The sequence below is a fragment of the Methylocella silvestris BL2 genome, assembly GCF_000021745.1.
Classification (GTDB): Bacteria; Pseudomonadota; Alphaproteobacteria; order Rhizobiales; family Beijerinckiaceae; genus Methylocapsa; species Methylocapsa silvestris.
Window position 1 is genome coordinate 1700745 of the sequence record NC_011666.1, and the last position, 21338, is coordinate 1722082.

Sequence of the window (21338 nt, forward strand, 5' to 3'; positions counted from 1 at the left end):
CGCGATCCTATCCCGGGGATCAGCCCAAAATCAGCGCAGACGCGCGCCCGCAAGGTCGGCCTCCGCCGCGGGCGCGGCCGCTGGCGCGATGCTCCTCGGTGCGCCGACCGCCTCAGCCCCATAGCCGGCCGGCGGCATGAAGCCGCGCAGCCGCAGCGCGTTCAAAACCACGAAGATGGAGGAGAAGGCCATCGCCCCGGCGGCGAGCATCGGCGACAGCATGATCCCGAAGAAGGGATATAATGCGCCGGCCGCGACCGGAATAAGCACGACGTTATAGGCGAACGCCCAGAACAGATTCTCCTTGATGTTGCGCATCGTCGCCCGGCTCAGCGCGACGGCCGCCGCGACGGCGCGCAGATCGCCGCCAATCAGCACCGCGTCGGCGGCCTCGATCGCGACATCCGTCCCCTTGCCGATGGCGAGGCCGATATCGGCGGCGGCGAGCGCGGGCGCGTCATTGACGCCGTCGCCGACAAAGATGACGCGGCCGTTTTCGGTCTGAAGCCGGCGCACCTCCGCGACCTTGCCCTCGGGCAGAACCTCGGCGATGACGCGGTCGATGCCGACGGCGTTGGCGATCGCCGCCGCCGTCTTGCGATTGTCGCCGGTCACCATGACGAGCCGGAAGCCGAGGCCCCGCAATGCGGCGACGGCGCTCGCCGCGCCCTCCGCGAGGGGATCGGCGACGCAGATGAGTCCGGCGAGCCTGCCGTCGATTGCGGCATAGAGCGGCGATTTCGCCTCAGCGGCGAAACGCGCGGCCTCTTGCGCGAAGACGCTGACGTCGACGCCGAGCTCCGTCATGAAACGCTCGGCGCCGATCGATATTTTGCGGCCCTCGACGATCGCCTCGACCCCATAGCCAGTCTTGGCGAGAAATTGCTCGGCCGGCTTGATCGCGAGCCCCTTCGCCCGCGCCGCGGCGACGATTGCGGCGGCGACGGGATGCTCGGAGCGCGCCTCGACCGCTGCCACCGCCGCCAGAAGCTCGTCACTGGCAAAGCCAGGCGCAGGCGCAAGGTCGGTCAGTTCGGGCGCCCCCTTGGTGATGGTGCCGGTCTTGTCCAGCGCCGCCGTCCTCGGCTCGGACAGCCGCTGCAGCGCGTCGCCCTTGCGGAACAGAACGCCAAGCTCGGCGCCGCGCCCTGCGCCGACCATCACCGACATTGGCGTGGCGAGGCCCATGGCGCAGGGGCAGGCGATAATCAGCACGGACACCATGGCGACGAGCGCATGGCTTAGCGACGGCGCCGGGCCGAGCAGCAGCCAGAGCAGGAAGGTCGCGGCGGCGATACCCATCACAACCGGCACGAACCGCGCCGTGATCTTGTCGGCCAGCGCCTGGATGGGCAGCTTCGCGCCCTGGGCCTGCTCGACAAGCCGGATGATATGGGACAGCGCCGTGTCGGCGCCGATCTTCGTCACCTTGAAGGAAAAGCTGCCGGTCGTATTGATCGTCGCGCCGACGACGTCGGAGCCGGCAGCTTTCTGGACCGGTCGCGCCTCGCCGGTCAGCATCGATTCATCGACGAAGGAGGAGCCCTCGACGACGACGCCATCGACGGCGATCTTCTCTCCGGGCCGCACCAGCACGACGTCGCCGACCACGATCTGGTCGAGCGGCGTATCCACTGCCTCGCCGCCCTTCAGCACGGCGGCCGATTGCGGCTGCAGCCCGACCAGCCGCTCGATCGCCGCGCCCGCCCTGCCCTTGGCGCGCGCCTCGAGCATGCGGCCAAACAGGATCAGGGTCACGATCACGCCCGCCGACTCAAAATAGACCTGCGCCGTGCCTTCCGGGAAAAGCTGCGGCGCGAAAGTCGCGAGCGTCGAATAGAGAAAGGCCGCCCCGGCGCCGAGAGCGACGAGCGAATTCATTTCGGGCGCGCCGCGCAGCAGCGCGGGAACGCCGGTGGTGAAAAATTGCCGGCCGGGACCGAACAGCACGATCGCCGTCAGCACGAATTCGGCGATGCGGATCGGCTGCATGCCGATCGTGTCCATGAGAAAGCCGTGCAGGCCGGGAATGAAGTGCGCCCCCATCTCGAGCAGGAACACGGGCAGCGTAAGGATGAGAGCCAGCCGCGCATCGCGGGCAAGCGTCTCGGCGTCGCCATGGTGATGCGCCGCATGCGACGGCGGCGGGGCCGCTCCTGTCTTAATTTCGCGCGTCGGGTAGCCCGCCTCGGTCGCGGCCTTGGCGATGGAGTGGGGATCGGTGATCGAGCTCACATAGCGGACAACTCCGGCGCCAGTCGCCAGGTTAACCGTCGCATCGACGACGCCGGTGACGCCGCGAAACGCCTCCTCGACGGTTTTCACGCAATGATCGCAGGTCATTTGCGCGATCGAAAATTCGGCTGAGGCAAGCACGGCGGAATAGCCCGCCTTATTGATCGCCGCGATCACCGCGTCGAGATCGACCGGCCCGAGGAAGCTGACGCTCGCCTTTTCCGTCGCCAGATTGACCGAGACGTCGGCGACGCCGGGCACCGTCGCAATCGCCTTTTCGACGCGCCCGACGCAGGAGGCGCAATGCATGCCCTTGATGGGAACGCTGACGGGGGGCGAAGAGATTTCGTCGGGATGAGCGGACATCGGTCGATCCTTATCAGGGCGCCGGCGCTTTCTCGCCCCGGAGCTTTTTCTCCGAGTTGAAAACGCCTGACGCCTGGTATGTAGATCATCCGACTTGGCCAGAAATCAAGGCTAATGCCAGGCGGCGCAAGGGTTGCGCGGGATCCGGAGCCGCATCATGCGCCAAAGTAAGGCTTAAGCGCACGCCGCCCTGATCGTATCTCAAGCGCTGACCGGATTCGACGCCGCTCCATCTTCACTTGAACCCGGCGCATCGCTACATGCAGGAAACGGAGAAGCCTCATGTCCAAATCGATTGTCATTACCGTACCGCATGATCTTGGCGTCGAAGCCGCGAAAAAGCGCATTTGCGAACGCGTCGAGGCGTTGCGGGGCGCCTATATCGATAAATTGGCCTATTCGGAGATCAAATGGACCGGCGACAAGGCCGATGTGCGCGTCGTCGCCTTGGGGCAGTCCGTTACGGCGCAGATCGACGTGATGCCCGACCAACTGCGGATCGAAGTGCAACTGCCATGGCTGCTTGGAGTGCTCGCGAATAAGATCCAGGGCGTCCTGACCAGCAACGCCAAGGATTCTTTGACAATTGGTTATACGCCGCCGCCGAAAAATTGAGGCCCCGATTCGGGCGTGGCCGAGTCGGGCGACGCCCATGAAACCTTCGGCGAGCTTGTCATAACGAGCGAGACCGCCAGCGTTTGCGCGCGTGGATTGTGATCGAGGAAGCCGTTGCGCGGCGGCGGTCCTGTTTCTTTCTTTCCCCGACGCCGCCAATAACGCCATTCGCTGCCGCCGGCCAATCCTCAAATCAAGTATTGAAAGACACGCAATAACCGTTGCCATGTGGTTTCTGAATTCTAGTGTGGATGGGCAGGTTTTTGACGATCTCCATTCCGGCAACTGACGAGATGCGCTTAATTGTGCATCTTTTCCCTGCCAGGTAAAAGATGCATACTTTTAGTATATTGCAGAGTATTTCTATAAGACGTATCTCTTCGCTCGAAGAAAGAACAATATAAGCGACGAAAGGTACCCCCATGGCCAATACGACGGCGGAGCTCGAGGCGCTCCTGATGCAGCGATCGCTGACCGACGCGCAGCTTCTAGAGGCGACGGAGACGGCGTCGGACTTCCGGATCCTGCCGGACGCGACGGTGATCAAGATCGGCGGCCAGAGCGTCATCGACCGCGGCCGCGCCGCCGTCTACCCGCTTGTGGACGAGATCGTCGCCGCGCGCAAAGCCCACCAGCTGCTGATCGGTACCGGCGCCGGCACAAGAGCCCGTCACCTCTATTCGATCGCGGCGGGGCTTAATCTGCCGGCGGGCTTGCTCTCGCAGCTTGGCGCCTCCGTCGCCGACCAGAACGCCGCGATGCTGGCGCAACTCTTCGCCAAGCACGGCATCTGCGCGGTCGACGGCGCTGGACTCTCGGCGGTGCCGCTCTTCCTCGCTGAGGTAAACGCCGTCATATTCAGCGGCATGCCGCCCTACGGCCTGTGGACGCGACCGGCGGCGGAAGGCGTCATCCCGCCCTACCGCACCGACGCCGGATGTTTCCTCCTCGCGGAACAGTTCGGCTGCAAGGCGATGATCTTCGTGAAGGACGAAGACGGACTCTTCACCGCCAACCCGAAAACCTCAAAGGACGCAAGTTTCATCCCAAAGATCTCGGTTGACGAGATGAAGGCGCGGGGGCTGCACGATTCGATCCTTGAGTTCCCGATGCTCGACCTGCTCCAGTCGGCGCGCCACGTCCACGAGGTGCAGATTGTGAACGGCCTCGTTCCCGGCAACCTGACCCGCGCGCTCGCTGGCGAGCATGTCGGCACCATCATCACCGCGCGCTAGAGGCCAACGCCATGTCCGAACTTGCCGACACCATCAAACACGTCGCCTCGCCGCTCGCGCGCCAGACCCTCCTCGACGACGCGCTCACCCGCCCCGTCGCGGGCGGGCGCCCCGTGCGGATTCTCCCCTGGCTTCAGGTCGTCAAGATCGGCGGCCGCTCCATCATGGATCGCGGCCATGAGGCGATCCTGCCGATCGTGGACGAGCTGCGCAAGCTCCTGCCCGAGCACCGCCTGCTGATCCTGACGGGCGCCGGCATCCGCGCCCGCCACCTCTATGGCGTCGGTCTCGACCTCGGCCTGCCAGTCGGATCGCTCGCGCCGCTCGCCGCGAGCGAGGCCGGCCAGAACGGCCACATCCTCGCGGCGCTGCTTGCCCCGGAAGGCGTCTCCTACGTTGAGCACCCCACCCTGGCGAGCCAGCTCGCAATCCACCTCACGGCGGCCCGAGCGGTCGTTGGGAGCGCCTTTCCTCCCTATCACCACCACGAGTTCCCAGGCTCCCGCATCCCGATTCACCGGGCCGACACCGGCGCGTTTCTGCTCGCCGACGCGCTCGGAGCCGCCGGCCTCACGATCGTGGAGGACGTTGATGGGTTATACGATGCCGACCCGAATGGCCCCGACGGGAAAAAGGCGCAATTCATCCGCGAGGCCAACGCCGCCGACCTCGCCAAGTCCAAAGGGACGCTGCCCTTCGACCCTGCGCTGCTCGAGGTCATGGCGACCGCGCGCCATCTCGAGCGCGTGCAGATCGTGAACGGGCTCGTGCCCGGCCGTCTCACCGCCGCGCTGCGTGGCGAGCATGTCGGGACGATCATCCGCACCGGCGCGCACGCCGCCTGAGCGCGCGCCCCTTCCCGGGCGGCGATCAGGCGTCGGGTGACACTGGCGGCTCGGGCATCAAAGTCAGCGATGCTTCGTTGGAGTAGCCCGGGCGGAGGCGACGGAGCGGGCGGGCGGGACGCTGGCAGGCGACAGCCTCCAGCGCCGATAATTTTTCCGGCTCACGCGGATTATAGCGGCGCCGGAGTTCGAGGATGGCGTTGCGGTTCGGCCTGGGCGCGGGAGACCTCGCCATTTGGCAGTTTGTCGGCGCAGCAAAGCGGCCTCTTGGCGCAACGGCGCCTCAGGCGACGGCGACCATGACATCGGAGGATTTGATCACGGCGAACGCCTTGGATCCGACGGCGAGCTTCAGATCGTCGACAGCTTCATTCGTGATCGACGCCGTAACGATAGCGCCGCCCGTCAATTCGATTTCGACATGAGCCGTGGTCGCGCCCTTGATGACCGTCTTCACGACGCCCTCAAGCGAATTGCGAGCTGAAATTTTCATTGAATTTCCTTTATTTAAGGCAGGCGCTCGCCGCGCCAAAAGCGTTATTGTTTACCAGCACGGCTTTGGCCAGTATTCCTAGATTTATCGAGCGACGAAGGCAACGACAAAGCATGACTGCGGGCGATAAGCTGATCGGAAATTCGCCCTCGCGCATAGCGCGCCCCCTCCTGACGACGACCCTGGCGGCGCGGGTCCTGCGTCATGATCTGCCGGCGGCGATGACGACGCTGCAATTCGAGGACGGAGAATTGCGCGCGCCGCTGATCGACGACCCTGTCGGCGCCGCCGTCGCGGTGCACATCGACGCCAGCGACGTCTCGATCGCGCTCTCGCGCCCGATGGATGTTTCGATTACCAATCGCCTGCCGGGCGAAATTGTCGAAATCGCCGCTTTGCAGGCGCCCTATGTGCGCGTCACATTCAGCCTTGGCGTCACGCGCATGCACACGCTCGTCACCAGCGAATCGGTCGAACGCCTCGCTCTCGTCGTCGGGCTGCGCGCCTGGGTGATGATCAAGGCGGTGGCCATTTCGGGTGAGGATCTTACGCCGGACTACTCTCTGACGCCGCGACCCTGGCCTTCGGATCAAAGCTCCAATCCAAGGAAGCTGTAAGCTCCTCGAGAGATTTCTTCGAGGCGCTGGCGGAATGGCGGCCGATCGACCGGTAAAGCGCGACAAGCCGCTCGCCGAATTGCGAGATTTCGGAGCCGCCGGACCGCCGCCCCGGAAAAGTGACGACGACAGGGGATTCGAAGCAGCGATTCATCATATCGACGATAAGCCAGCATTTGCGGTAGGAAATGCCGAGCGCCCGGCTTGCTCCGATGATCGAACGCTCCTTGCCGATCGCTTCGACGAGGGCGAGCTCCTCTTCCCCGAACCAGCCTCCGTTCGGCAGACGCAGCTCAATGGCGAGCGTCGCGGGCGCCCGTTTGCTGTTCGACATAGAGCGGCTCCTGCGCTGCCTTGTCCGGCCAAGGCTCTCAAATCGGCCTCTAATGCCGCTCCTTATACAGCTTGAGCGGCCTCGACGCAAAACCTCCGCGCCGCTTGCGCCGCGCCTCTGCGCAGGCCCATAATGCCTCAGGATCTGGCGCTCGCCGCGCCGACCCAGTTTCACCCGCCCCGTTCTCCAAACTCCCCATCGCATGACGACAATCGCGCCCTACGGCGCCTGGATCTCGCCGGTTACGACCGAGCTGATGACAGGCGCCTCGATCAGCCTCGGCTCGCTCTCCGCCTGCGGCGGCGCCCTGTACTGGCTGGAAGGACGCCCCACGGAGGGCGGCCGTCAGGCGTTGTGCCGGCGCAGCGCCGACGGAATCATCGCGGATGTGACGCCGGCGCCGGTCAATGTCGGCAGCCGCGTGCATGAATATGGCGGCGGCGCCTATGGCGTCACTGAGGGCTGGATTGTCTACAGCGAGCGCAGCGACGGGTCGGTCTGGGCGATTGAAGGCGGCGCAGCGCCGCGAAAAATCGCGACGCCGGACGGCTGCCGCTACGCCGATTTCGAATTCGATCTGCCCCGCCAGCGCGTGTTCGCCGTGCGGGAAGACCATCGGGGACGCCCGCCGACGGACCCCGAGGCGGCGATCGTCGCCCTGTCGCTCGCCGGGGCGGAGGAAGCGGTCCTGATCCGGGGACCGGATTTTCTAAGTTCGCCGCGTCTCTCGCCGGATGGCCAAAGCCTCGCCTGGATCGCCTGGGACCACCCGGACATGCCCTGGGACCGCACGCAGCTTTTTTGCGCGCCGCTTGATGGCGGCGGCGTCGGCGCGCCGGAGCTGATCGCCGGAGGCGGCGCGGCGGAGGCGATCGTCCAGCCCGGCTGGTCGCCGCAAAATGTCCTGTATTTCTGCTCCGACCGCACCGGTTGGTGGAATCTTTACGCGCGCGAAGACGGCGCTGACGTCGCGCTCGGCCCGGTCGAGGCCGAGATCGGCGGACCGCATTGGGTGTTCCGCCAGCGCTTTTACGCCTTTTTCGCCAATGGACGCATCATCGTCAGCGTGGTGCAGGATGGCGTTCGGCGCACGGCCCTGATCGGCGGCGGCGCGTTGATCCGCCTCGATGAGGGCGCCCTGGATTTTGGGCAGGTGCAGGATTGTCCGCTGCCGGTCGGCGACGGCGCAGCCTTCATCGCCGCCACGCCGACGGCGCCGCCCGCGATCATGCTCAAACCCGCGCTCAATGCGCCCGCCCTTCTCGTCCGGGCGGCGGCCCCCTCCATCCTGCCTGGGGAGACGATCTCGGTTGGCGCGCCGATCGAATTCGAGACGCCGCACGGGAGAGGCCACGCCTTTTGGTATGCACCGAAAAATCGCGATTTTTGCGGCCCGGACGGCGCGCTGCCGCCGCTGGTGGCGCTAACCCATGGCGGTCCGACCAGCATGACCACCAACGCCTTCAGCCTCAACGTGCAATGGTGGACCAGCCGCGGCGTCGCCGTCGTCGACGTCAATTACGGCGGCTCGACCGGCTATGGACGTCCGTTCCGGCGCCTTCTCAACGGCGCCTGGGGGATCGTCGACGTCGCCGATTGCCAGGCGGCCGCAGCCTCTCTCGTCGAAAGGGGCCTCGTCGACGGTGCGCGTCTCGCGATCCGCGGCGGTAGCGCGGGGGGCTTCACGACCCTCGCCGCCTTGACCTCCGGCGACGTGTTTAAGGCCGGCGCCAGCCTTTACGGCGTCGCCGATCTGATGCTGCTCGCCCGCGACACGCATAAATTCGAATCGCGCTATCTCGACGCTTTGATCGGCCCACTTCCCGAGGCCGAGGCGCTTTACGCCGAGCGCTCGCCGATCAACCATCTCGACAAGCTCGGCTGCCCGGTGATCTTCTTTCAAGGCGAGGAGGACCGCACCGTGCCGCCGAATCAGGCGGAGGAGATGGTCGCGGCGATGAAGGCGCGCGGATTGCCTGTCGCCTATTATCTTTTCGCCGGGGAGGGTCACGGCTTTCGCAAGGCCGAAACGCTGCGCCGCGTTCTTGAGCTCGAGCTTGATTTTTACGGACGCATCTTTGGATTTTTGGCGCCGGGCTTGAGCGAGCGCGTGGTCATCGCCAATTCGTGATCGTTCAGGATTTGAACCAGCGTTCGACGCCCTTGCCGCCGGCCTCGGCCGCGGCCTCCCGCACGCTGCGACCGCCAAGCATCAGCTGCGGCGCGATCTCCGCCAAGGGCTCCAGCACGAAGGCGCGCCGGAACAGCTCCTTATGCGGCAGCACGAGCTCCGCCCATTCGATTTCATGGTCGCCATAAAACAGAATGTCGATATCGATCAGGCGCGGGCCCCAGCGCAGGCCCTGCAACCGGCCCATTTCCGCCTCGACGGCTTTGACCTCGGCCAAAAGCGCGCGGGGCGACAGCGTCGTCGTCGCCAGGGCGCAAGCGTTGGCGAAATCCTCCTGGTCGAGATAGCCCCAGGGCGCAGTGCGGTAGATCGAGGAAACAGCGTCGATCTTGACGGCGCCGCGCGCCTCAAGATGCGCAAGGCCCGCCGCAAGATTGGCGGGCTTGTCGCCAATATTGCTGCCAAGGCCGAGGCCAATCGCGACCGGCGCTTCGACCGGCTCAGGCCCGTTCGATAGCATCGAAAACCTTGAAGGCGGCGACATGATCGGCGACGTCATGCACGCGAAAAATGGCGGCGCCCGCCGCCGCCCCGGCGAGATTAGCGGCGATCGTGGCGACAAGCCGCGGCTCGACCTGCGCTGCGGACACGGGCGCGTCCGGCACCAGCGACCGGAGCAAGGATTTGCGCGAGACGCCGAGCAGGATCGGCAGCTCATACGTCAAAAGCGCGCGCATGCCATGAATGGCCTGAAGGTTTTGCTGCCGCGTCTTGCCGAAGCCGACGCCCGGATCGAGGATGATGCGCTGGCGCGGCACGCCCGCTTTTTCAGCAAGCATCAGGGATTTGTCGAAGAAGCGCCGCATGTCGTCGACAATGTCGCATTCGGGGTCGAGCTCGCCGCGATTATGCATGATGACGACGCCCGCCCCGCTCTCGGCGACGACGTCGGCCATGGCCGGATCGCGTTGCAGACCCCAGACATCATTGATGAAGGCGACGCCCTGCCCGGTGGCGAAGCGGGCGACCGAGGCCTTGGAGGTGTCGATCGAGACAGGCTCCGCGACGCTCGCGACGATCGCGCCTAGCAGCGGCTCGAGCCGTGCGCGTTCCACCTCGGCGGGCACGGGCTCGTGTCCGGGCCGCGTCGATTCCGCTCCGACGTCGATGATCGCCGCGCCCTCCTGCGCGAGCCTGCGCGCCTGCGCCACCGCCGCAGCGGCTGTTTCGAATTTGCCGCCGTCGGAAAAGGAATCCGGCGTCACATTGACGATGCCCATGATTAGCGCGCCAAGGCCGATGCGGGCGAGGAATGCGTCCCGTTTATGCGCCATCGAATCCGGGTCGACGGCGATCGCGCCGGTTTCGCTCAAAGGTCGTGGCCTTCGCGCCCGGGGTAGTCGCAACGCCATTTGACCACGATTCGCGCGGGATGGTGATTGACCCAATCAGCGATCGTCGGCGGCGCCGCCATGGCGCATTCCGCGAGACTTTGGCCCCGATCTTCAAAGACGAGATTCTTTTCTTCGCATGCCGACGGCTGCGCGAGCGCGCAAACTGTCAGGATCAATTCCATAAGTCCCATGTCAGCGCCCCCGAAGATAGACGATCAACCAAACGCGCAAACGCTCAGCATGCAGAAATGGATGCAAAAGCACAAGTCAGCTATCGACGCCGTCCAACGCCGAACTACAGCGCGATTCGGAGGTTGGCTTATGAAGGCGACTTATGTCAGAGAAAAAGCCTCGCCCGACGCGAAGCAGGCGCTCGCTCAAGCGTTCGCCCAAGCTCCCGCCAAGGCCAACAAGCGCCATAAGAGTTCGGAGGACTAATGCGGTCTCAACGCAGCGTCAGCGCAGCGCTTACGACCACCGCCGCCGCGGCCATCGCCTTTTTCGCCGGCTTGCCGCTCGGCCCGTCCCGCGCGCAGGACACGCCAGCCGATAAGGGCGCCGCGGTCCAGCCGGAGCCGCCCGCCAATAAGGATTGGCCGTGCAAGCAGATCCTTGTCGATCAGATTTCCCTGCCCGCGGTCTGGTCCGGTCCCTCGATCGACTCCGTGCAATGGCGCGACGACGGCGCGACGGCCGATCTCGTCGCAGAGATTGCGGCGCGGAAAACCACGATCGAGACGGCGGAAAAGGAAATCGAGAGCTTCGCCGCCGCAGCGGGCTCCGACAAAAACGCCAAACTGACGGCGCTGTTCGCCGGAGCGTTCGAAACGCTCAACCGAGAGCGATCGGACGTCATCGAGGGCCTGATGCGCTTCAGCCGCAAGCAGAAGGCGCTCGCGTCAAAGATACGGGCCGAGAATGCGGCGATTCAGAATGCTCCCGGCGCCTCGCGGCCGGAGCAGCCCGAACCCGCTGACAATCCCGCGGTCGAGAAATTGCAGTGGGATATTCGCCTGTTCGACGAAGGGCGAAAGTCGCTGACCTACGCCTGCGAAGCGCCGACGCTCATCGAGCAGCGCCTGTTCGCCGTGGCGCGAAGCATCCAGAACGCCATGGATTGACGGCGCCAGCAGCCGGCGCGCGTTTCGCGCGCCGAACGCGGGCTTAGTGCGTCTTGGGCTTGTCGTTCTCGTCCAGCAGCGGCACGCCATAATTCGTCAGGATGGCGTCAATTTCCGTCTGGTTCTCGGCGATGAATTTATTCAGCGTCCGCTTCCACTCCTGATCGGAGTGGCGAACGCCCATGCCCATCCGATAGACCATGCGCGGCCCGATCTTTTCGAGCAGCAGCGGCGTCGCGACCAGCGGCGTTTTGGCGTTCTTGGCGAAGTTTCCGGCGATCGGCCCCCAAAGAACGGCGATGTCGATGTCGCCGGCTTCAAGATCCTTGATCATTTCCACAGGCGGCGCGTCGGCCCGCGTGTCGACGACGAGCGCATAGGACTTGATGTTGGGCAGCAGCCCATTGAGGGCGATGATCGTCGCCGGCGGGGTGCCTGCGACAATCCCGATATGTTTTCCCTTGAGGCGCGGATCGCTCAGGCTCTCGACGCTTTCGAGATCGCTCCCCTTCTTCGTCACCACGGCATAGGAGGCGCGATAATAGGGGTTGGTGACCTGGACGATATCGTCGCCCTGCGGGATTCCCATCACGACATCGCAACGATGGGCGTTCAAGGTGTTGCGGATGAAGCCTGTTGTGTTCGGATAATAGACGTAGGCGACCGACTTGCCGAGCTTCTGCGCCAGCAGATCCGCGATCTTGTTTTCAAACCCCTCGCCGGCCTCGTTCGAGAACGGCAAATCGCGCGGATCGGCGCAAACGCGCAATACGTCGGGATCGACAAGTTCGATCGCCGCGTCGTCGGCGCCCTCGGCCCTAACTTCAAGCCCGAAGGCCGCAGCAGACGACAGGGCGACCAGCAAAAGGAAAGCGCGAGAGCGTGACGTCATTGGAGTCCCAAGCAGGCCTTCTCGGCCTCGGTCGCCTTCTCAGGCTTTTCGACATGCCCGGCGGGGCGGCCGCGGGCAATCGACTCGGTGGAGCGCCCACGTAGATAAGCGTAGATATCATCCAGATAGCACATCACATTTTTGTTGTCGCCGAACGCCGGCATGACGTTCTCCTGGCTGCTTGTCACATTGCGCCGGCCGCCGACAACAATGCCGACGAACTCTGCGTAGGTGAGCGTCTTCAACGAGTTTTTCAATGCGGGCGCGTAGCTTGAGCCTTCGCCATCAGGGCCGTGGCAGACGTGGCATTCGGAGTGGTAGCGGCGAAAGCCGGAATAGGAGAACCAGTCGAGTTTGCCGTCCGATTCGATCTTATAGGTGGGATCGCCTTTCGCATCGAACCATTTGCCAAGGTCATCCTGCTTGACCGCTGCCGGATCGCTGGGAGCTTCGGCCCATGCGACGCCAGCGGAGGAGATCAGAAGGGCGAAGGAGAAGGCCCGAACGCGAGAGCTGATAAGCACGAAACAATCCCTTTTTGGATGGACGCCAACGCGAAAGACCTCGGCGCTGCAGCGCCGAGGTCTCCGGTTGATTTGCGATTAAGTGGGCAGGCTTACTTACCGTGCAGAGCGAAAACGGTCAGCTGACCGCCGAGCGCTGTGTAGTTCGACAGGGCGGCGTAACCACCGACGGCGCCGAGGCCGGCGTTCGGATCGGTCAAGCCGGCCGCGAGGCCGATGCCGGCCCAGCCGCCGACGCCGGACAGGATGGCGACGAACTGCTTGCCCTTGTGCTCATAGGTCATCACGTTGCCGATGATGCCCGACGGCGTTTTGAACTTGTAGAGTTCTTCGCCCGTCTTGGCGTCGACAGCCTTGAGGTAGCCTTCGAGCGTGCCGTAGAACACGACGTTGCCGGCGGTCGCGAGCGCGCCCGACCACACCGAGAACTGCTCCTTGTTCGACCATACGATCTTGCCGACCTTGGCGTCCCAAGCGATGAAGTTGCCCATGTTGGATTCGCCCTTCGGCGGATACATGGACAGCGTCGCGCCAACGTAGGGCTGGCCAGCGGTGTAGCTCACTCTGAAGGGCTCATAGTCCATGCAGACGTGATTGGTCGGAACATAGTGCAGTTCGGTGAGGGGCGAGTAAGCCGAAGGCTGCTCGTCCTTGGAGCCGAGAGCGGCCGGGCAGATGCCCTTCGTGTTCACGTCTTCGCCGCCGTGAGCGGTCGAAAACTGCGGCACGACGAGCGGACGGCCGTAGCTCTTCGACGACTTGTCCATATCGACCTTGGTCGCCCAGTTGACGGCCGGATCGTATTTCTCGGCGACGAGCAATTCGCCGGTGACGCGGTCGAGCGTATAGCCGAAGCCGTTACGATCGAAGTGGGTCAGAAGCTTGCGCTCCTTGCCGCCGATCTTCTGCTCGGTCAGCACCATTTCATTGATGCCGTCATAATCCCACTCGTCGTGGGGGGTCATCTGGTAGATCCACTTGACCTTGCCGCTGTCCGCGTCACGCGCCCAGACCGACATCGACCAACGGTTGTCGCCGGGACGCTGCACCGGGTTCCAGGTCGAGGGATTGCCGGAGCCGTAGTAGACGAGGTTCAGTTCGGGATCATAGGAGATCCAGCCCCACGTCGTTCCGCCGCCGATCTTCCACTGATCGCCTTCCCAGGTGTTGGTGCCGGAGTTCGCGCCGACCGGCTTGCCGAGAGCGGTGGTCTTCTCGGGATCGATCAGCGTATCGGAGTCCGGGCCCATCGAATAGCCGCGCCACACCTTTTTGCCAGTCTTGAGATCGTAAGCCGTCACCGAACCGCGGACGCCGAACTCGCCGCCGGAGATGCCGATGATCACATTGTCTTTGATGACCTGCGGGGCGGACGTGTTGGTTTCGCCCTTCGCCGGATCGCCGTTCTTCACGGACCAAACCGGCTGGCCGGTCTTGGCGTCGAGAGCAACGAGCGTGGTGTCGGCCTGGCCGAGAATAATCTTGCCGTCGCCGTAAGCGACGCCGCGCGTTACGGTATCGCAGCACATCACCGGAATGACGCTCGGATCCTGCTTCGGCTCATATTTCCAAAGGATCTTGCCGTCATTGTTGAGATCGAGAGCGTAGACGATGTTGGGGAAGGGCGTCGAGAAATACATCACGTCGCCGATCACGAGCGGATTGCCTTCGTGGCCGCGCAGCACGCCTGTCGAGAACGTCCAAACCGGAACGAGATCCTTAACGTTCTTGTTGGTGATTTGATTGAGTTCCGAGAAGCGGTGGTTAGAATAGTCACCGGTGGGCAGAGCCCAGTTCTTGGCGTTCTTTTGAAGAGTGATCAGCTCTTCGTTTGCGAACGCCCCGTTCGCCATGAGCGCAGATGCGGCGACACAGGACATCAATAGGATTTTGCGCATGTATTTCCTCCGGACCGTATGTATGCGGACTGCGAAGCTTATCCTGCTTCGGCAGCGCTTCTTGTATGTCTTTCCGGCAGCGTGTCACCACCTCAGCAAAGTCATGCCGACCAAGCACGCCTCGCTCACGTCTTCGAAAAGAGCGGCGGCCCCGACCAGCCGCTCATGAAACCGGAAAACTACGGGACCTGTATATATTGGCAAGAGCGGTGAGACAATAGTCCAAAAAAATCGGGAAAATCCGCGAAAGAAGGCTTTGGCGCAGGTCGGCGCGGCCCCGCCGAAAGCGCATAAGTATCTGTAAATAAGTCTGTTTTTATCGCCTCGCACGCCTTGCGCGCATCGGCGCGGCGGCCTCGCCGAGAGAAGACCCGGATATAAAATTAACGTAACTCTCCCGGTCTTTATAGAAAAATTCATATTCCGGTAATTGCTGCACAGCAGCATCTGTTGTTGTGCGCCGCACGCATGTAATGGCTGCGATGCAAACTTGATCGATTGCGCGCCGCGCCAAGTATTCGCGGCGGCCCGCCGCGCACATGGACGCGCAAAACGTTAGAAGCAGCGGACCTCAGCTTCGGCCTGAGCGCGGCGGAGCTCCTGCGAGGTCGCCTGAGCCTGCGGGCTGTTGCGAAACATCGTGCCGATCTGGCCCAGCGCCTGATTCAGGCTCGACACGGTTTCGGCCGCTTCATAGCGCTCATAGGGCAATAGCGAAGCGATGACGTCGATCGAGCAGGAGCACCGCTTCAGATTGTCCCGCGATTCGCCATTGGTCTTCATGCAGACATAGACATAGTCCGCGCGCGCCTCCGTCGGATAGTCGTTGACGGTCTTGTCGCCGGCGGCCGCGGCGATCAACGGCAAGGGCGCCAGCGCGAAGAACGCAGCCATCACTGTCTTGACGACGCCTTTGTTTCTCAAATGGGAATTCAGCATTGCGGCTTCACTGTTCCAATGGACGGGGCGGTTCGCTGTTGCCGGCGCGAAGCGGCTCTTCTTCCGGTCCGAAGCAACGCTGCGGCAAGAATCGCGCCCGCGGCCAGCGCCAGAAGAGACGGACCGGCGCTGCAGCCAACGCACAAGAAAGAATAAAGGATCGTCGCGGGCGTCGAACCGCCGCCAAGATAGCTTGCGGCCAGCGCCATGGCCAGCGCCGAAAAGACGCAAAGCGCGAAGCCGAGATAAAGCCGCAATCCGATCGTCGAAATGGCGTTGAGAGACATGGGCGCCCCTAGCGAATGCCTGCGAGCGCGTGCGCCCGGATGCATTAACCATGTCAATTGCTCGCCATGCCGACTGTGCGATAACGCGCTTCGATGGGCTCGCGCCCGCTTTGGCTTAAGCGGCGGTCGCCGCGTAGGCCGGAACCTCCGCGGCGAAAGTGGCGAGCCAGGCGGCGAGCTCCGGATAGTCCTTTCGCCAGCGTCCTTCAAAACGCAGGTCAAGATAGCCGAGCGCGGCGGCAAGGCCGATATGGCCCGCCGTGCGACGGCCCGAAGGCGGCGCGGCGGCGAAAGCGGCGAGGCCGCGCGCGACTTTCCCGGATTGCCAGTCGAGCCAAAGCGGATCCTGCTTGGCGGCTGCGCGACGGCGGCTCTCATAGATCTGGAGCAGGCTCGCCTCCATCACGCCATCGGCAAGCGCGGCCAGCGTCAAATCCTTGAAGCGCGGGCCGGGCTCTTTGGGGATCAGGACATCGCCGCCGGCGAGATGGTCGAGATATTCGACAATGACCCGGCTGTCGAAATAGGTCGGGCCGCCATCGAGCGTGAGAGCCGGAATCTTGCCAAGCGGATTGAGGTCGCTCAGGCCGCAGGCCGGATCGTTGGTGTCGGTCGCGATCACCTTGATTTGGTCCGCCAGGCCGGCGATCGCGGCGGCCAGCTGAACTTTCCGCCCAAAGGGAGACGCCCCGGACGTTCGCAACTGCATCATACAAAACCTCATCCAGAGCGCGGCCGGGCGCCGCGCGCCGCGCAAGCCATAAAGGCGCCGGGCGCTGCTGGCGAGGGGGCCAATGCGGATGAGGCGCGAGAGTGTCTTTTTCATTTCGCGGGGCAGGCATAGATGGCCTTGACGCGGGAGGTCAGACGCACCGCCGGGTAGCCGTCGGCGACATTGTTGACGAAGAAAGCGCCGCGTTCTCCGGGCGCGACAATGCCGCTCGCCGCCATGGTGACATCCTGGAGCCCGAGGCTCTGGGTCACGAGTTCAACGCGGCGGATGATCTTGTCCGGGAGCACATTGTTGACCTCCCAGGTGAAGGCGTTGGCGAAGCCGACCACCGAGGGACTGGCGGAACGGATTTTTCGGAACTCCTCTGCGCCCAGGGGCGCCGGCTCGCAGGCGGCGATTTTCTCTGCAAGGCCGGACTGCGCGAGGCGCGCTTCGGCCTCTTCGTCGCAATCGTCGCGACAGGAGGCCATCGCGTCGCGAATGGCGGAATCCGCGATGTCGGGCGACGCCATCCTTTGTTTGAGGCAGACATGAAAGCACGTCTCCGCCGCCTGCCCGGCGCCGGAACTCGCAAGCAGAACAGCGCCGCAAACGCCGGCAAAGGCGGCGGCAAGGCGCCTCGTTGATTTCCCCATCGCGAAGTCCTCTCCCGAATTGACGTTTCTGGAGCGCTTAACGTATGGAACGGCCCCGCTGGCGCCGGAAAAATGAAGCGGACGCCAAATTCATGGCGCCCGGCCGCTACCCCGCCTCAAACAGGACCTCGACGCCGCAATCGGACCCGGCCTCGCCGAGGCTGCGGGCGAGCTCGGGCATGATCAGCCGCGCTTCATCGGCGAGGGTGAAGGGCGGATTGACGATCAGGAGATCCGTCCGCGTCAGCGGACCGTCGCGTTCCTGCGGCCGAATCTGCAATTCAAGCCGCAGCGCCGCGCGTGCCCCTGCCGCGGCAAGCCCCTGCGCGAGGCTGCGGGTGAAGCCGGCGACCGCGGCGCGATCCTTCACCGGGCGCCAGAGCATATAAATTCCGGTCGGCCATTTGCGCGCCGCCGCGGGCAGCGCCTCGCCCAGGCGGGCGAATTCACCGGCGTCTTCAAAGGGCGGATCGATCAGCACGAGGCCGCGGCGCTCGGGCGGCGGAATATAGGCCTTGAGACCAGAATAGCCGTCGATCTCGATCGGTTTTGCGTGGCGATAGGTTTTGAGATTTTCAGCAAGGCGATCGAACGCTTCGGGATGAAGCTCGCAGGCGATCAACCGGTCCTGCGGCCGCAGCAGCGCCGCGCCGATCAGCGGCGAGCCCGGATAAAGCGGGGGCTCTTGGGAAAGATAGGGCGCGACGCAGTCAAGATAGGGCTGGATCAGCTCCCGCACCGGCCCGGCAACTTCGCTCTGCATCAGCCGCAGGACGCCGCCGCGCCACTCGCCGGTTTTTTCGGCCCTTGCGCAGCCAAGATCATACAGGCCGCCGCCGGCGTGGGTTTCGATATAACGGAACCCTGCCTCCTTGCGGCGCAGATACAAAAGGATGCGGACGAGAAAAATATGCTTGAGCACGTCGGCGAAATTGCCGGCGTGGAAATCATGCGCGTAGTTCAAAACTCACAGCGCCGGCGGGACGGCGATCTGGCCGATCGGGCAGTGGCGGCGGCTGATCTCCGGGCAAGCATGGAAATCGCGCAGATCCTTGGAGAGGCAGACCCTGACCTCCTGCAACACGCTTTGCTTGCAGGACACGCCGATCATCCCCGGCCGCAGGCGGGGATTGGCGGCGATGAAGGCGCGCTCAATATCGATCGAGGTCGAGGTTTGCGTCAGCGCGGGATTGGCGAAGGACGGCGGAACGACGACCGCCTCGCGCGCCCGGCGCACGTCCGCGCAATAATCGGTCGGGCTGCGGCCGGAGCAGACCCCATGCTTGCGCCATTCGTAGCGGGCGAGGCTTTCGCTCGGATAAACGCCGGACGCGTTCTGAAGCGCGATGCGCGAGGGAAATGACGCGCCGAGCGGACAATTTTGCGGATAGCCGCGCTCATATTGCGGCCAGAGCCCATGCACGACGAAGCCGAGGCCTGCGCCCGGCGCGCATTGGCTGCCGGCGCGCTCAGCCGCGGCGGTGCGGCAGAAGCCGGGCGACCAGGACAGTGCGAGCACGTAGAAATCGAAATCGCCTGGCGCATTGGCGCTGCGCCGGTAGACGGCTGGAGCCGCAGGCGTGACAGGCGCGGGCGCCGGCGCAGCGGTTTGCGGCGGCGTTGCCGAGGGGTCGGCGCCGGCGCATTCATCGAGCACGCAGTCCTGTGCGCCGGCGATGGCGGGCGGGGTGGAAGGCGCGGGCGCCGGCGCGCCCGCGGCAGGCTCCGCCGGGGAATTTTGATTGACGCATTCGTCGAGTGCGCAGTTCTGTTCGCCTGCGATGGCTGCGCCGGGCGCAAATGCAGGCGCGCCAGCGAGTGCGGCGACCAGACAGGCAGCCAAGGCGCGCGCGCCGATGCGGAAGCCGACCATTGAGCTACGGCCGCGCCATCTTGCAGTTCGGCGCATTGGCGTTGAAGCGATCAAGACCGCTGACGCACCATTCGACGCCGAAGCCAAAACCAATCGGGCCAAGGCTCTGCGAGATCGAATAGGAGATCAGCCGCACTTTTGAGTCGCTCATTGCGATGCGCGCCTCGCAATAGCGGCGTGGAATATAGTCGAGGCCGTTTGAACGAAAGCCGGTTTCCTGCACCACCTCGAAGGCGACGATGTCGAGGCCCGTGCGCCAGTACTGCTCCTCGCGCTCGCGAAACGTGGTCCTGATCTCGCCAAGCGGCTCCGGATCGGCGCAGGCCGGCAGATTGCTGTCGAACGGCTCGTAGCGATATTCGGACGGCACCAGCGGACGCGCCGACGCGGCCGGGCCGCCGATCGCCGCCGCGGCGGCAAACAAGGCGACCGCTGCAGCAAGACCTGATGTTCTGTTCGCCATGGGCGCTCCGCCATTTGTCGGCCGGGCGGCAAACGTCGCGCTTGCCTCCCGAAAGAGCGGCGACGATGCGGCGCGAAGGTCAAGCCGTCAAGAGCGCGCGGCGGCCGAGGGGCGCGTTTTACGGCGCCTGTTGCAACCCTGCGCCGGCGGCGAAATTTCAGCCGCGATTATAGATGTCCTCGATGCGGATGATATCGTCCTCACCGAGATAGGAGCCTGTCTGCACCTCGATCAATTCGAGATCGATCCGCCCCGGATTGGTCATGCGGTGGGTGCAGCCGATCGGCAGATAGATCGATTCGTTCTCGTGAACGAAGATCACCTCACTGTCGCGCGTGACCTCCGCCGTGCCCCGGACCACGATCCAATGCTCGGCGCGGTGGAAATGCTTTTGCAGCGAGAGCCGCTGGCCCGGCTTCACGACGATGCGCTTGACCTGATAGCGGGCGCCATTGTCGACCGACTGATAATAGCCCCAGGGCCGGTAGGAGCGCTTGTGCTGCAGCGCCTCCGGCCGGCCTTCCGCTTTCAGCCTGTCGACGAGCTGCTTGACCTGATCGCCACAAGCCTTGTTGAGCACGAGCACGGCGTCCTGCGTCGTGACGACGATGACATTGTCGACGCCGACGACCGTCGTCAGGAAATCATCCGAGCGGATATGCACGTTGGAGGCGTTCATCACGACGCCGTTGCCGCGCGTCGAATTGCCAAATTCATCGCGATCCGACAGATCCCAGACGGCCGCCCAATTGCCGACGTCGGACCAGCCGATGTCGGCTGGAACCACCGCCGCCTTGTCGGTCCGCTCCATGACGGCATAGTCGATCGAGATTTTCGGCGCGGCGCTGAACGCGTCTTTGTCGAGGACGAGGAAATTCAGATCCTGCTTCGCCGCTGCGACGGCCGCGGCGGCGGCCTCTGCGACGGCGGGCGCAAATTTCTGCAATTCGGCCTGCATGACGTCGGCGCGGAAGAAGAAATTGCCGGAATTCCAGAGATAATTCTCGGCGATATATTTTTCCGCCGTGGCGGCGTCGGGCTTTTCGACAAAGCCCGCCACTTTCAGCACCGCGCCGTCGAGGCTCACAGGCTTGCCGGTCTTGATGTAGCCGTAGCCTGTCGCGGGCTCTGTCGGCTTGATGCCGAGAGTCACGATATAGCCAAGCGCGGCGGCCTCGGCGGCCTGCTTGCAGAGCTCAACGAAGCCTTTTGTGTCTTGCACGACATGGTCCGCGGCGAGCAGGGCGACGACCGTCTCAGGGCCAAGCTGCGCGGCGAGTTCGGCGGCGACCGCGACGGCGGGGGCCGAATCGCGCCGCACCGGCTCAAGGACGATGCGGGCTTCCCGTTTGATCTCGGCCAGTTGCTCGGACACGAGAAAGCGGTAATCGTGATTGGAAATGACGATCGGGTTTTCGAACACCGGATCCTTCAGGATCTCGGCGGCCATCTGGAAGGTCGAGCGCGTTCCGACAAGGGAGATGAATTGCTTCGGCAGGCTTTCGCGGGATTCCGGCCAGACCCGCGTCCCGGAGCCGCCACACATGATAACCGGAAGGATTTTCGGCATTCTTCATTCCCTGCAGGCAAATCGGTTGGTTGGTCTGATCCTGGAAAATTTCGCGCGATCTAGCATAACGGCCCGGTTTAGGCGAGCGCGCCAGAGGCGGGACGGTTCTGCGCCGTCCTCAATCCGTCAAAAGGTCGG

General features: G+C 64.1%; 22 protein-coding genes. 6 read left to right on the forward strand and 16 right to left on the reverse strand.

What is annotated here, in order from left to right:
• Positions 1-30: 30 nt before the first annotated feature.
• On the reverse strand, positions 31-2601 hold the full coding sequence (locus MSIL_RS08010) for a heavy metal translocating P-type ATPase (RefSeq protein WP_012590592.1): 2571 nt from the start codon (positions 2599-2601) through the stop codon (positions 31-33).
• Between the two features lie 282 nt (positions 2602-2883).
• Between MSIL_RS08010 and MSIL_RS08015 the strand changes: the two genes are divergently transcribed.
• The 3 genes from MSIL_RS08015 (at position 2884) to MSIL_RS08025 (ending at position 5296) form a co-directional block, all read left to right on the forward strand.
• On the forward strand, positions 2884-3216 hold the full coding sequence (locus tag MSIL_RS08015; protein WP_012590593.1) for a polyhydroxyalkanoic acid system family protein: 333 nt from the start codon (positions 2884-2886) through the stop codon (positions 3214-3216).
• 422 nt (positions 3217-3638) lie between these two features.
• Positions 3639-4451, forward strand: coding sequence for an amino acid kinase family protein (locus MSIL_RS08020; RefSeq protein WP_012590594.1), 813 nt, complete (start codon positions 3639-3641; stop codon positions 4449-4451).
• A gap of 11 nt (positions 4452-4462) precedes the next feature.
• Entirely contained in the window at positions 4463-5296 is an 834-nt protein-coding gene (locus MSIL_RS08025; protein ID WP_012590595.1) for an amino acid kinase family protein, read from the forward strand.
• Positions 5297-5579: 283 nt separating this feature from the next.
• Here MSIL_RS08025 and MSIL_RS08030 read toward each other — a convergent pair whose 3' ends face one another.
• Positions 5580-5789 carry a TOBE domain-containing protein gene (locus tag MSIL_RS08030; RefSeq protein ID WP_012590596.1) on the reverse strand — a complete coding sequence of 70 codons (210 nt, stop codon included), beginning with the start codon at positions 5787-5789 and terminating at the stop codon, positions 5580-5582.
• A 113-nt stretch (positions 5790-5902) separates the two neighbouring features.
• Between MSIL_RS08030 and MSIL_RS08035 the strand changes: the two genes are divergently transcribed.
• The gene (locus MSIL_RS08035; RefSeq protein ID WP_041367772.1) at positions 5903-6406 is read left to right on the forward strand and encodes a TOBE domain-containing protein; all 504 of its coding nucleotides are present in this window, start codon (positions 5903-5905) and stop codon (positions 6404-6406) included.
• On the opposite strand, the gene MSIL_RS08040 is transcribed toward MSIL_RS08035, so the two are convergent.
• The gene (locus MSIL_RS08040) at positions 6336-6740 is read right to left on the reverse strand and encodes a winged helix-turn-helix domain-containing protein (RefSeq protein ID WP_012590597.1); all 405 of its coding nucleotides are present in this window, start codon (positions 6738-6740) and stop codon (positions 6336-6338) included. The genes MSIL_RS08035 and MSIL_RS08040 overlap by 71 nt on opposite strands.
• Positions 6741-6942: 202 nt before the next feature.
• Between MSIL_RS08040 and MSIL_RS08045 the strand changes: the two genes are divergently transcribed.
• Complete coding sequence (locus MSIL_RS08045) at positions 6943-8871, forward strand: S9 family peptidase (RefSeq protein WP_012590598.1); 1929 nt, start codon at positions 6943-6945, stop codon at positions 8869-8871.
• Positions 8872-8875: 4 nt separating this feature from the next.
• Here MSIL_RS08045 and folK read toward each other — a convergent pair whose 3' ends face one another.
• Both folK and folP read right to left on the reverse strand, forming a co-directional pair.
• Complete coding sequence (gene folK, locus MSIL_RS08050) at positions 8876-9391, reverse strand: 2-amino-4-hydroxy-6-hydroxymethyldihydropteridine diphosphokinase (protein ID WP_012590599.1); 516 nt, start codon at positions 9389-9391, stop codon at positions 8876-8878.
• Positions 9372-10244, reverse strand: coding sequence for a dihydropteroate synthase (folP, locus tag MSIL_RS08055; protein WP_012590600.1), 873 nt, complete (start codon positions 10242-10244; stop codon positions 9372-9374). The genes folK and folP overlap by 20 nt, the downstream gene beginning before the upstream one ends.
• Before the next feature lie 458 nt (positions 10245-10702).
• Between folP and MSIL_RS08070 the strand changes: the two genes are divergently transcribed.
• Positions 10703-11386: a hypothetical protein gene (locus MSIL_RS08070; RefSeq protein WP_012590603.1), complete on the forward strand. Its 684-nt coding sequence runs from the start codon at positions 10703-10705 to the stop codon at positions 11384-11386.
• Positions 11387-11429: 43 nt separating this feature from the next.
• Here the strand turns inward: MSIL_RS08070 and MSIL_RS08075 are convergent, their stop codons facing one another.
• The 11 genes from MSIL_RS08075 to MSIL_RS08125 all read right to left on the reverse strand — a co-directional run bounded on the left by MSIL_RS08075 (position 11430) and on the right by MSIL_RS08125 (position 21200).
• Positions 11430-12278, reverse strand: a complete 849-nt coding sequence (locus MSIL_RS08075) for a substrate-binding domain-containing protein (protein ID WP_012590604.1) — start codon at positions 12276-12278, stop codon at positions 11430-11432.
• On the reverse strand, positions 12275-12757 hold the full coding sequence (locus MSIL_RS08080; RefSeq protein ID WP_041368769.1) for a c-type cytochrome, methanol metabolism-related: 483 nt from the start codon (positions 12755-12757) through the stop codon (positions 12275-12277). The genes MSIL_RS08075 and MSIL_RS08080 overlap by 4 nt, the downstream gene beginning before the upstream one ends.
• 137 nt (positions 12758-12894) lie before the next feature.
• Positions 12895-14700, reverse strand: a complete 1806-nt coding sequence (gene xoxF5 / locus MSIL_RS08085; RefSeq protein ID WP_012590606.1) for a lanthanide-dependent methanol dehydrogenase XoxF5 — start codon at positions 14698-14700, stop codon at positions 12895-12897.
• Between the two features lie 555 nt (positions 14701-15255).
• The gene (locus tag MSIL_RS08090) at positions 15256-15639 is read right to left on the reverse strand and encodes a hypothetical protein (RefSeq protein WP_012590607.1); all 384 of its coding nucleotides are present in this window, start codon (positions 15637-15639) and stop codon (positions 15256-15258) included.
• Complete coding sequence (locus tag MSIL_RS08095) at positions 15633-15926, reverse strand: hypothetical protein (RefSeq protein ID WP_012590608.1); 294 nt, start codon at positions 15924-15926, stop codon at positions 15633-15635. Before MSIL_RS08095 ends, MSIL_RS08090 begins: the two co-directional genes overlap by 7 nt.
• A gap of 115 nt (positions 15927-16041) precedes the next feature.
• Positions 16042-16638, reverse strand: coding sequence for a glutathione S-transferase family protein (locus MSIL_RS08100; protein WP_012590609.1), 597 nt, complete (start codon positions 16636-16638; stop codon positions 16042-16044).
• Positions 16639-16748: 110 nt separating this feature from the next.
• On the reverse strand, positions 16749-17294 hold the full coding sequence (locus MSIL_RS08105) for a hypothetical protein (RefSeq protein WP_012590610.1): 546 nt from the start codon (positions 17292-17294) through the stop codon (positions 16749-16751).
• Between the two features lie 106 nt (positions 17295-17400).
• A complete protein-coding gene (locus tag MSIL_RS08110; protein ID WP_012590611.1) occupies positions 17401-18258 on the reverse strand; it encodes a 23S rRNA (adenine(2030)-N(6))-methyltransferase RlmJ in 858 nt (285 codons plus the stop codon).
• A 3-nt stretch (positions 18259-18261) separates the two neighbouring features.
• A complete protein-coding gene (locus MSIL_RS20685) occupies positions 18262-19137 on the reverse strand; it encodes a ribonuclease T2 family protein (RefSeq protein ID WP_244406237.1) in 876 nt (291 codons plus the stop codon).
• Between the two features lie 34 nt (positions 19138-19171).
• Positions 19172-19630 carry a hypothetical protein gene (locus MSIL_RS08120; RefSeq protein WP_012590613.1) on the reverse strand — a complete coding sequence of 153 codons (459 nt, stop codon included), beginning with the start codon at positions 19628-19630 and terminating at the stop codon, positions 19172-19174.
• Between the two features lie 157 nt (positions 19631-19787).
• Complete coding sequence (locus MSIL_RS08125) at positions 19788-21200, reverse strand: mannose-1-phosphate guanylyltransferase/mannose-6-phosphate isomerase (protein ID WP_012590614.1); 1413 nt, start codon at positions 21198-21200, stop codon at positions 19788-19790.
• Positions 21201-21338 lie beyond the last annotated feature (138 nt).

What these genes read in the sequence shown, in the direction of transcription:
- MSIL_RS08010 (WP_012590592.1), bottom strand. Translation starts at nt 2,601, where the DNA reads ATGTCCGCTCATCCCGACGAAATCTCTTCGCCCCCCGTCAGCGTTCCC.
- MSIL_RS08015 (WP_012590593.1), top strand. Translation starts at nt 2,884, where the DNA reads ATGTCCAAATCGATTGTCATTACCGTACCGCATGATCTTGGCGTCGAA.
- MSIL_RS08020 (WP_012590594.1), top strand. Translation starts at nt 3,639, where the DNA reads ATGGCCAATACGACGGCGGAGCTCGAGGCGCTCCTGATGCAGCGATCG.
- MSIL_RS08025 (WP_012590595.1), top strand. Translation starts at nt 4,463, where the DNA reads ATGTCCGAACTTGCCGACACCATCAAACACGTCGCCTCGCCGCTCGCG.
- MSIL_RS08030 (WP_012590596.1), bottom strand. Translation starts at nt 5,789, where the DNA reads ATGAAAATTTCAGCTCGCAATTCGCTTGAGGGCGTCGTGAAGACGGTC.
- MSIL_RS08035 (WP_041367772.1), top strand. Translation starts at nt 5,903, where the DNA reads ATGACTGCGGGCGATAAGCTGATCGGAAATTCGCCCTCGCGCATAGCG.
- MSIL_RS08040 (WP_012590597.1), bottom strand. Translation starts at nt 6,740, where the DNA reads ATGTCGAACAGCAAACGGGCGCCCGCGACGCTCGCCATTGAGCTGCGT.
- MSIL_RS08045 (WP_012590598.1), top strand. Translation starts at nt 6,943, where the DNA reads ATGACGACAATCGCGCCCTACGGCGCCTGGATCTCGCCGGTTACGACC.
- folK (WP_012590599.1), bottom strand. Translation starts at nt 9,391, where the DNA reads ATGCTATCGAACGGGCCTGAGCCGGTCGAAGCGCCGGTCGCGATTGGC.
- MSIL_RS08070 (WP_012590603.1), top strand. Translation starts at nt 10,703, where the DNA reads ATGCGGTCTCAACGCAGCGTCAGCGCAGCGCTTACGACCACCGCCGCC.
- MSIL_RS08075 (WP_012590604.1), bottom strand. Translation starts at nt 12,278, where the DNA reads ATGACGTCACGCTCTCGCGCTTTCCTTTTGCTGGTCGCCCTGTCGTCT.
- xoxF5 (WP_012590606.1), bottom strand. Translation starts at nt 14,700, where the DNA reads ATGCGCAAAATCCTATTGATGTCCTGTGTCGCCGCATCTGCGCTCATG.
- MSIL_RS08090 (WP_012590607.1), bottom strand. Translation starts at nt 15,639, where the DNA reads ATGCTGAATTCCCATTTGAGAAACAAAGGCGTCGTCAAGACAGTGATG.
- MSIL_RS08095 (WP_012590608.1), bottom strand. Translation starts at nt 15,926, where the DNA reads ATGTCTCTCAACGCCATTTCGACGATCGGATTGCGGCTTTATCTCGGC.
- MSIL_RS08100 (WP_012590609.1), bottom strand. Translation starts at nt 16,638, where the DNA reads ATGATGCAGTTGCGAACGTCCGGGGCGTCTCCCTTTGGGCGGAAAGTT.
- MSIL_RS08105 (WP_012590610.1), bottom strand. Translation starts at nt 17,294, where the DNA reads ATGGGGAAATCAACGAGGCGCCTTGCCGCCGCCTTTGCCGGCGTTTGC.
- MSIL_RS08120 (WP_012590613.1), bottom strand. Translation starts at nt 19,630, where the DNA reads ATGGCGAACAGAACATCAGGTCTTGCTGCAGCGGTCGCCTTGTTTGCC.
- MSIL_RS08125 (WP_012590614.1), bottom strand. Translation starts at nt 21,200, where the DNA reads ATGCCGAAAATCCTTCCGGTTATCATGTGTGGCGGCTCCGGGACGCGG.